This is a genomic window from Mesorhizobium sp. M1A.F.Ca.ET.072.01.1.1, from assembly GCF_004023325.1.
Classification (GTDB): domain Bacteria; phylum Pseudomonadota; class Alphaproteobacteria; order Rhizobiales; family Rhizobiaceae; genus Mesorhizobium.
The window spans coordinates 1-9,749 of record NZ_RZSF01000262.1 but is presented as its reverse complement, the minus strand read 5'-3'; the positions used below and the strand labels follow the sequence as shown (position 1 = coordinate 9,749).

Sequence of the window (9,749 nt, the reverse complement as noted above, 5' to 3'; positions counted from 1 at the left end):
CCTAAGAAGCAGGCGAATTCGCCATGGACCTTCGCGGTGCGCGTCGAAGGCAAGATCGTTGCCGCCAACACGCAGTCGCGCGCGGCCACCGTCGACGTCGACGTCGACGGCGACGGCAAGGCGGATGCGCGGGTGCAGATCGGGCCGGCCATGCGTGGAACCGCCATTCGCGACAGCCTGGATTTCGTGCAGTTCAACGACTTCACGAACCAGATCGACTTCGCCCAGTTCGGCAAGGCCTTCAATGCCTATGCCGGCAAGACGGTGCTGTCCAAGCTGCCGCGTGACGGGCTGGAGGGCCGGACCGCGAAGGTGCTCGGCGCCTACACCATCGAGGGCGGCCAGGACCTGCCGCTGGTGACACCGGCGGAGGCCGAGATCGGGCCGAAGCCATGAGCCCCGCGCCCGGTCACGACGTCATCTTGAAGCTGGAGGACATCTCCAAGGTCTATGCCGGCACGGTGGCGGTCAAGCACGCGAATTTCGAGGTGCGCAAAGGCGCGGTCAACGTGCTGGTCGGAGAGAACGGTGCCGGCAAGTCGACGCTGATGAAGATCATCGCCGGCGTCGAAAGGCCGACCGCCGGCCGCATCCTGCTCGACGGCAACGAAGTTTCGTTCTCGTCCTCCGGCGACGCCGTCAGCCGCGGCATCGGCATGGTGTTCCAGGAGCTCAACCTGTTCGGCAATCTGTCGGTCGCCGAAAACATCTTTGCCACGCGTGAGCTGACCAACGCCCTCCGCAAGATCGACCACAGGGAGCAGGAACGGCGGGCCGCCGAATTCCTCGAACAGCTCGAAGCCGGCATAAGGCCAGACATGCTGGTCGAGGATTTGCGCATCGGCCAGCAGCAGCTGGTCGAGATCGCGAAGGCGGTCTCGCTCGACGCGCGCATCCTGATCATGGACGAGCCGACCTCGGCTCTGAGCGCGGCGGAAGTCGAGATCCTGTTCAACGTGATCGCCGACCTCAAGGCGCGTGGCGTCGCCATCGTCTACATCTCGCACCGGCTGGAGGAACTGATCCGCATCGGCGATTACATCACCGTGCTGCGCGACGGCCGCATCACCGGCCAGGAGGAGATGAAGAACGTTGATACACAGTGGATCGTACGGCAGATGATCGGCTCGGACGCCAAGGATTTCGCCAAGGCCGACGGCCATCAACCGGGCGAAGAAATATTCCGCGCCGAGGAGATCTGCCTGCCGCGCGTCACCGGCGGACTTGCGGTCGACCATGTGTCGCTCTCCTTACGCGCCGGCGAGATCCTCGGCATCTACGGCTTGATGGGCGCCGGACGCAGCGAGTTGTTCGACTGCATCATGGGCCGCCACGGCCAGGCGAGCGGCAGGATCTTCATCGACGGACACCAGGTCAAGGAGCGCGACACGACGCGACGCATCCAGCGTGGTCTGGCGTTGATCCCGGAAGACCGCCAGCGCGAGGGCCTCGTGTCGATCCTCTCCGTCGCCAGCAACCTGACGATGGCCAGCCTGTCGCGCTTCGTCAGCCTGTTCCATATCCGCGGCGGCGCCGAGCGGCAGGCGGTCACGCAGATGGTTCGCGAGCTGGCGATCAAGGTCGCCGATCCGGCGCAGGAAGTGTCGTCGCTGTCGGGCGGCAACCAACAGAAGGTGGTGATCGGCAAGGCGCTGCTCACCGGGCCGAAAGTGCTTTTGATGGACGAGCCCAGCCGCGGCATCGATGTCGGCGCCAAGGCCGACGTCTTCCGCACCATGCGCAAGCTGTCGCGCGATGGGCTGGGCATCCTCTTTGCCACCTCCGACCTCGACGAGGTGATGGCGCTGTCTGACCGGATCGCGGTGATGAGCAACGGAAAATTGACGGGCATGTTCGATCGCGCCGAGGCGACGGAGGCGGCCATCGTCGCCGCTTCGGCGCTTGGCCACGGACCCGTGCATGGAGACTCCCGATGACCGACATTCCAGCCAAGGCTGCCGCGCCATCCGCATCCAGCGGTTCCGTGCTGCTGACGCTGATGAAGCTCCGCACCTTCATCGCGCTGATTGCGGTGCTGGTGTTCTTCTCGATCGCGGCGCCGAATTTCCTCTCGGCCGCCAATCTGATCCTGATGGCCAAGCATGTGGCCCTCAACGCCTTCCTGGCCATGGGGATGACTTTCGTCATCATCACCGGCGGCATCGACCTGTCGGTCGGCTCGATCGTCGGCCTGTGCGGCATGGTCGCCGGCTATCTGGTGCTCAACGGCATCGATCTGCAGATCGGCTATACCGTCTATTTCAACGTCGTCGAGATTGCCTTCATCACGCTGGCGGTCGGCATACTGATCGGCGCCGTCAACGGCTTGCTGATCACCAGGCTGAACGTCGCGCCTTTCATCGCCACGCTCGGCACGCTCTATGTCGCGCGCGGCTTTGCGCTTTTGTCGTCGGACGGCCGCACATTCCCCAACCTCGTCGGCAAACCTGAGCTCGGCACCACCGGCTTCGGCTATCTCGGCGCCGGCAAGCTGCTCGGCCTGCCGGTCTCGATCTGGATCCTGGTCGTGGTGGCGCTGGGCGCGGCCTATCTCGCGCGTTACACGCCGCTCGGCCGCCATATCTTCGCGGTCGGCGGCAACGAGCGCGCGGCGCGGATCTCGGGCGTGCGCGTCAACATGGTGAAGATGTTCGTCTACATGTTCTCCGGCTTCTGCGCGGCGATAGTCGGCCTCATCATCTCGTCGGAGCTGATGGCGTCGCATCCGGCGACGGGCGAGAGCTTCGAGTTGAATGCAATTGCTGCCGCCGTGCTCGGCGGCACGTCGATGTCGGGCGGCCGCGGCACGATTGGCGGTACCATCGTCGGCGCCTTCGTCATCGGCATCCTCTCCGACGGGCTGGTGATGATGGGGGTGAGCTCATTCTGGCAGATGGTGATCAAGGGCCTCGTCATCATCGTCGCGGTCGTCGTCGACCAGGCGCAGCGTCGTCTGCAGAGCCGCGTGACGTTGATGCAGATGGCGAAGGTGGGCTGACCATGGCGGCATTGCGCGGAGCGCTGATCGGCTGCGGCTTCTTCGCCGTCAACCAGATGCATGGCTGGCGCGACATCGATGGCGCTTCGATCGTCGCCATCTGCGACCGCGATCCGGAGCGGCTCAGGATCGTCGGCGACGAGTTCGGCATCGAGCGGCGTTACCGCGATGCGGTCGAACTGTTTGCCGCTGAGACGCTGGACTTCGTCGACATCGCCACCACCGTCGGCAGCCATCGACCGCTGGTCGAGATCGCCGCTGCCAACCGTGTCCCGGTGATCTGCCAGAAGCCGTTCGCGCCAACGCTTGCCGACGCCAAGGTCATGGTGAAGGCCTGCGCCGACGCCGGCGTGCCGCTGATGGTGCACGAGAACTTCCGCTGGCAGTCGCCGATCCAGGCAGTCCGCGCCCTGCTCGACAGCGGTGAGATCGGCAGGCCCTTCTTCGGCCGCATCTCGTTCCGCTCGGCCTATGACGTGTTTTCCGGCCAGCCCTACCTTGCGACAGGCAAGCGCTTCATCATCGAGGATCTCGGCATCCATATCCTGGACATCGCGCGCTTCCTTCTCGGCGATGTTTCGAGCCTCACCGCGCGCACCACGCGCGTCAACCCCAACATCGCCGGCGAGGACGTGGCAACGATGCTGATGGATCATGAGGGCGGCGCAACCTCCGTGGTCGATTGCAGCTACGCGACGAAGCTTGCCGCCGACCCGTTCCCCGAAACCCTGATCGAGATCGACGGCAGCGACGGCACGATCCGGCTGGCGCAGGGCTACCAACTGACGGTCGCCGGCAAGAGCGGCACCACAGTGCGCGACGTGTCACCGCCACTGCTTTCCTGGGCTTCGCGGCCATGGCACAACATCCAGGAAAGCGTCGTAGCGATACAGAAGCATTGGGTGGACTGCCTGGCCACCGCCAAGGAACCGGCGACATCCGGCGCCGACAACATCAAGACATTCGCGCTGGTCGAGGCTGCCTATGCCGGTGCCGCCAGCCGGCAGCCCGTGCGGATCGACGACCTGCTCAAATGACCGCGCATCCCTTCCTCCTCTACGGTACGCATGCGGTCGAAGCCGAACCGGTCCGGCTGAGCGCAGGCCCGCTCAGCGCCGATTTCCTCAACGGCAATCTGCGTGGAATCCGGTACGGCGGCATCGAGGTGCTGCGCGCGATCGCCTATATCGTTCGCGACCGCGACTGGGGCACCTATGAGCCGACGCTGGAAGGCCTTGTCATCGAACAGAGCGATGAGAGCTTCTCGGTGCGCTACTCGGCAAATTGCGAGGGTCCGGGTGGAAGCCGGCTCGGCTTTGACGCCAAGATCGAGGGCTACGCCGATGGCCGTCTCAGCTTCGACGTCAAAGCGCTGCCCGAAAGCGATTTCGAGACCAATCGTTGCGGCTTCTGCATCTTGCATCCGATCGCCAGCCTTGCCGGCAGTTCGGTCAAGGTCGAGCACACGGACGGCCGCGTGGTGGACACGAAGCTGCCGCTGCTGATCGACCCCTGGCAGCCGTTCAAGGATATGCGCGCCATCACCCATCAGGTCGCCCCCAGCGTTACCGCCGAGTGCCGGATGGAAGGCGACATTTTCGAAATGGAAGACCAGCGCAACTGGTCCGACGCTTCCTACAAGACGTATGTGCGGCCGCTGGCTCTGCCATGGCCCTATGTGCTGCCGGCGGGACAGACCAATCGGCAGACGATCACCCTGCGTATAACTGCCGACCCCAAGGTGACTGCCGCGGCGACCGGCGTTGAGCCGGTCCGCATCGAACTTGGCGAGACCGGCGCGAAACTGCCCGATATCGGCGTCGTCATCTATCCGGAAGATGTCGAGGCGGGTTTGGGCAAACTGCCGCTGCTCAATAAGCTTGGCCCGCAGCAGCTTCTCCTTCACTACGATCCGACCCGCGGCCATGGCCTGGAGGCCTTGCAGGCTCATGGCAGGCTCGCCTTCGCCTTCCCTGTCAAGACGACGCTCGAATGCGTGGTCGCCTGCGCGGGCGATCTCGACATGGAACTGTCGGGCGTCGCGGAGATGGTGCGCCGGGCAGGTTTGCGGCTCGATGCCATCGCGGTCTCACCTTCGGTCGACCGGCAGTCGACACCGCCCGGCAGCGTCTGGCCGGCCTGCCCGCCACTCGAGAATGTCTATGCCGCGGCACGCCGCGCCTTCCCCGGCATCCGGCTCGGCGGCGGCATGTTCAGCTATTTCACCGAACTCAACCGCAAGCGCGTTCCGGCCGAGCTGCTGGATTTCGTCAGCCATTGCACCTGTCCGATCGTGCATGCGGCCGACGATCTCAGCGTCATGCAATCGCTGGAGGCGCTGCCATTCATCACGCAGTCGACGCGGGCGATCTATCGCGCAATGCCTTATCGCATCGGACCCTCGACCATTGCCATGCGACAGAACCCCTATGGCGGCGCGACCAAGGGCAATTTGCACGGCCAGCGCATCGCCATGGCAAATCGCGATCCGCGCCATGCCGGACTGTTCGCGGCCGCCTGGTCGATCGGCTATGCCGCGCGCGTGGCGCCGGCCGGGCTTGAGATGCTGACGCTCTCCAGCTTCACGGGGCCATTCGGCGTGCTGGCGGCCGCCGACGAACCCGCTAAGGAAGGAAGGCCCCGACCGATCTTCCACGCGGTGCAAGGCCTCGCCGCGCTGGCCGGCAATACACTTATCGCCCTACGCGTCAGCGATGATCGCATAGCGGCACTGGCGGCCTGCTCGCCGGCCGGCGCCACCACGGCCTGGCTGGCAAACCTCACACCGGAGGATGTGGTGGTCGACACCTCGGCGCTAGCCGGCGAAGCGGCAGGTCCGATTACGATTTGGGACGGAGCGGGCGCGCGCAGGCTTGACCGGGGCGAAGCCCTGAGACGCCTGACAATGCCAGCCTATGCCATCGCCGGGATCGGCTGAACGAAGCTATTTCTCGGAGCTCATCACGTAGAGGGCGCGCGAGCGCTCGAGATGCTTGATCATCGCCTTCTCGGCGCGTTCGGCGTCCTTCTTCTCGATCCAGCCGATGATCTCCTCGTGCTCGGTCAGCGTGAACTTTTCCTTGCCGGTCCAGATCAGCATCTCAGTGTGATATTCCTTCAGCCAGCCGAGCATCGCCTCGCTGACCGCGACATAGATCGGATTGCCGGAAATCGCCGCGATCTGGGTGTGGAACCGCATGTCGGCGGAGATGAACGCCTCGGCATCGCCGCGCGCGGCGCGCTGCTCGGCAACGGTTGCCTTCAGCCGCTGCACGTCCTCGGGAGTCGCCTTCTCGGCCGCTTCCTTGACCATGCCGCGCTCGAAGAAGATACGCGCGCTCTTCAGGTGCTCGAGCGTGTCCTTCGAAGACGACAGGATGATCTTGGCGGCGCCATCGACCTGCTTGATGATGGACTTGGCTGTCAGCTGAAGCACCTTGGCGCGTTCGCCATGCGAGATGGCGACGAGACCCATGTTGCTCAGCGCCTGCATTGCCTCGCGGATCGCCGGCCGGCCGACCTCGAAGCGCTCCATCAGCTCGCGCTCGGACGGCATATCGTCGCCCGGCTGCAATTCGCCGCTGGTGATCAGGCGCTTCAGCCTGACGAAGACTTCGTCGGAAAGCTTGCGCCGGACGATCGGTTCCGAACGGTTCATCGCCGCGAATCACTCCCTTGACCCAGTCCCAATCTAGCACCGCGGCCGCAATTTCCGGAATGCCCGTTGCCGTACCGCGAGGCGCTCCGCCGGCAGGATATTGCTTGCAATGCTTATGTACTCATTATACCAGATTTCGAGCGCGAGGAATTCTTTTCCTGCCTTTCCAATTGAGTATGGCGGCCATGATCACCCTCACCTACCGGATCGAGACCTCGGGAAGTATCGAGGCGCTGGCGGCCAAGATCGCCAGCGACCAGTCGACCGGCACCTTCGTCGCGCTGCCTGGCGAGACGGAGGAGCTGAAGGCGCGCGTCGCGGCCCGCGTGCTGTCGATCCGGCCTTTGCCCGACGCAGCGCACCCTTCGATACCCGAGGCCGGCAAAGGTCCCTTCAAGCGCGCCGATGTCGACATTGCCTTTCCTTTCGATGCGATCGGCACCGATCTCGCGGCGCTGATGACGATTGCGATCGGCGGCACCTATTCGATCCGGGGCCTGTCGGGAATCCGCATCGTCGACATGAAGCTGCCTGAGGAATTCAGGGGCGCGCATCCCGGCCCGCAATTCGGTGTCGCCGGCAGCCGCCGGCTGACCGGCGTTGAAGGCCGCCCGATCATCGGCACCATCGTCAAGCCGGCGCTGGGCCTTCGACCACATGAGACGGCCGAGATGGTGGGCGAACTGATCGAGGCCGGCGTCGACTTCATCAAGGACGACGAGAAGCTGATGAGCCCGGCCTATTCGCCGCTGTCGGAGCGGGTCAAGGCGATCATGCCGCTGATCCTCGACCACGAGCAGAAGGCCGGAAAAAAAGTGATGTATGCCTTCGGCATCTCGCACGCCGATCCCGACGAGATGCTGCGCAACCACGATCTTGTGCTCGAAGCCGGCGGCAATTGCGCGGTCATCAACATCAACTCCATCGGCTTTGGCGGCATGGCTTACCTCAGGAAGCGCTCGGGCCTGGTGCTGCACGCGCATCGCAACGGCTGGGATATCCTTACCCGCCATCCCGGCCTCGGCATGGATTTCAAGGTCTGGCAGCAATTCTGGCGGCTGCTCGGCGTCGACCAGTTCCAGATCAACGGCATCGCCTCGAAATACTGGGAACCGGACGAGTCTTTCATCCGCTCCTTCGAGGCGGTGACGACGCCGCTGTTCTCGCCTGACGATCGCGCCCTGCCGGTGGCCGGCTCCGGCCAATGGGGCGGACAGGCGCCCGAGACTTATGAGCGCACGGGGCGCACAGTCGATCTCCTCTATCTGTGCGGCGGCGGCATCGTCAGCCATCCCGACGGGCCGGGCGCCGGCGTACGCGCCGTGCAGCAGGCCTGGCAGGCAGCGGTCGAGGGCATCCCGCTCCGGGAATTCGCGAGGAGCCATGTCGAGCTGGCACGCTCGATCGAGAAATTTGCCGACGGCAAGGCGGAGTGAGCATGCAGAACCTGCTCCTCAGCTATTATGGCGACGACCTCACCGGCTCGACCGACGTGATGGAAGCGCTGGAACTCGGCGGTGTGCCGACCGTGCTTTTCATGCGCAAGCCGGATGCCGGACTAATGGCGCGCTTCGCGCATTGCCGCGCCGTCGGCCTTGCGGGCACCAGCCGCAGCGAGTCCGCGCAATGGATGGACACGCATCTTGAAGGGGCTTTCGCCTGGCTGAAGTCGCTTCAGGCCGAGATCTGCCATTACAAGGTCTGCTCGACCTTCGATTCCAGCCCGACGATCGGCAGCATCGGCCGGGCGATCGAGATCGGCCGCGCCGTGTTCGAACAAGCCTGCGTGCCGCTGGTGGTCGGCGCGCCGCAGCTCAAGCGCTACACCGCATTCGGCCATTTGTTCGCCGCCTATCGCGACAGATACTACCGTATCGACCGCCACCCGGTGATGAGCCGCCATCCGGCGACGCCGATGGATGAATCCGACTTGCTCGTGCATCTGTCACGACAGACAGACCTTCCTTCCGAGCTGCTGGACCTGGCGACGCTGCGCTCACCGAGCAGGTCCGCAATCTTCGACAGGCTGGTCGCCGACGCGGCAATACTGCTTATCGATGTCGACAGTCCCGAGAGCCAAGCGTTGGCCGGCAAGGAGATTTGGCGCGCCCGCAAGCCGGGCGGATATTTCGTCGTCGGTTCCTCCGGCATCGAATATGCGCTGCTCGCCGAATGGGCGGGAAAGACTGCCCCGGGCGCCGCGGCCGGTTTCGCGCCACCCGGAGCGGCCGACCGCATCGCCGTCGTCTCGGGCAGCTGCTCGCCAACAACGGAACGGCAGATCCGGCATGCGATGAGCGACGGCTTCGACGGCATCGAGGTCGACCCGGTCGAGCTTGTTTCGGATTCGTCGAGCGCGGCGATCGCGCGCGCGGCGGCGGCCGGCAAGGCCAGCCTCGATGCCGGCCGCAGCGTCATCCTCTACACGGCGCTTGGGCCCTCGGCCGATCGCGGCGCCGAGATCGATCGCCAGGAGGGCGCCCGCCACAAGCTCGGCCGCGGGCTCGGCGAACTGCTGCGTGCCTTGAGCGTGGGGCAGAAGCTGAAGCGCGTGATCATTGCCGGCGGCGACACCTCCAGCCACGCGCTCGGCCAGATGGGTGTCGATGCGCTGACGGTCAGGATGCCGCTGCCTGCATCGCCCGGCTCGCCGCTCTGCGTCGCCCATTCGAGCATCGCTGCGATCGACGGTCTGGAGGTGGCGCTGAAGGGCGGGCAGGTGGGGACCGATCGCTATTTCTCGGCCATCCGTGACGGTCTCGGAGGTTGATGGCGCCATGCCGCACTCACCCGCATTCAAATCGCTGTCGCCACGGGAAACCGTGGGCCTCAAGACGGAGGCTGCCATTCGCCATGGCCTTACACCGTTGATCTGCATCGGCGAGACGCTGGCTGAGCGCGAGGCCGGCCTCGCGCGCGAGGTTCTCGACACGCAGGTGCGCGGCGCGCTCTCCAAGCTCGGCGCGGCGCAGAAGCGGGCGCCGATCCTGCTCGCCTACGAGCCGGTCTGGGCGATCGGCATCAACGGCATTCCGGCGACCTCGGACTATGCCGACGCCCGCCAGGCGGAGATCATCGCCACCGCCCAAGACG

At 65.1% G+C, this 9,749-nt stretch carries 8 protein-coding genes and 1 pseudogene; 8 read left to right on the top strand and 1 reads right to left on the bottom strand.

The window, feature by feature from the left end; all coding sequences use genetic code 11:
- The 5 genes from EOA32_RS27565 to EOA32_RS27545 form a co-directional block, all read left to right on the top strand.
- Nucleotides 1-396: DUF2291 family protein (locus tag EOA32_RS27565; RefSeq protein WP_128373397.1), on the top strand; the 396-nt coding region annotated here is incomplete at its 5' end.
- A complete protein-coding gene (locus tag EOA32_RS27560; RefSeq protein WP_095832726.1) occupies nt 393-1,937 on the top strand; it encodes a sugar ABC transporter ATP-binding protein in 1,545 nt (514 codons plus the stop codon). The genes EOA32_RS27565 and EOA32_RS27560, both read left to right, overlap by 4 nt.
- Nucleotides 1,934-2,998 (top strand): ABC transporter permease, encoded by a 1,065-nt coding sequence (locus EOA32_RS27555; RefSeq protein ID WP_067325535.1) that lies wholly within the window; start codon nt 1,934-1,936, stop codon nt 2,996-2,998. Before EOA32_RS27560 ends, EOA32_RS27555 begins: the two co-directional genes overlap by 4 nt.
- Before the next feature lie 2 nt (nt 2,999-3,000).
- Nucleotides 3,001-4,035: a Gfo/Idh/MocA family oxidoreductase gene (locus EOA32_RS27550; protein ID WP_128373396.1), complete on the top strand. Its 1,035-nt coding sequence runs from the start codon at nt 3,001-3,003 to the stop codon at nt 4,033-4,035.
- Nucleotides 4,032-5,936 (top strand): hypothetical protein, encoded by a 1,905-nt coding sequence (locus tag EOA32_RS27545; protein WP_128373395.1) that lies wholly within the window; start codon nt 4,032-4,034, stop codon nt 5,934-5,936. Before EOA32_RS27550 ends, EOA32_RS27545 begins: the two co-directional genes overlap by 4 nt.
- Before the next feature lie 6 nt (nt 5,937-5,942).
- Here the strand turns inward: EOA32_RS27545 and EOA32_RS27540 are convergent, their stop codons facing one another.
- The gene (locus EOA32_RS27540; RefSeq protein ID WP_067325547.1) at nt 5,943-6,656 is read right to left on the bottom strand and encodes a transcriptional regulator NanR; all 714 of its coding nucleotides are present in this window, start codon (nt 6,654-6,656) and stop codon (nt 5,943-5,945) included.
- A gap of 185 nt (nt 6,657-6,841) precedes the next feature.
- Here EOA32_RS27540 and oiaX point away from each other — a divergent pair, with 185 nt between their 5' ends.
- The 3 genes and pseudogenes from oiaX to EOA32_RS27525 form a co-directional block, all read left to right on the top strand.
- A complete protein-coding gene (gene oiaX / locus EOA32_RS27535) occupies nt 6,842-8,092 on the top strand; it encodes a 3-oxo-isoapionate-4-phosphate decarboxylase OiaX (RefSeq protein ID WP_128373394.1) in 1,251 nt (416 codons plus the stop codon).
- A 2-nt stretch (nt 8,093-8,094) separates the two neighbouring features.
- Nucleotides 8,095-9,426: a four-carbon acid sugar kinase family protein gene (locus tag EOA32_RS27530; RefSeq protein WP_128373393.1), complete on the top strand. Its 1,332-nt coding sequence runs from the start codon at nt 8,095-8,097 to the stop codon at nt 9,424-9,426.
- Between the two features lie 46 nt (nt 9,427-9,472).
- Nucleotides 9,473-9,749, top strand: a pseudogene (locus EOA32_RS27525) (triose-phosphate isomerase); the annotation flags it as partial.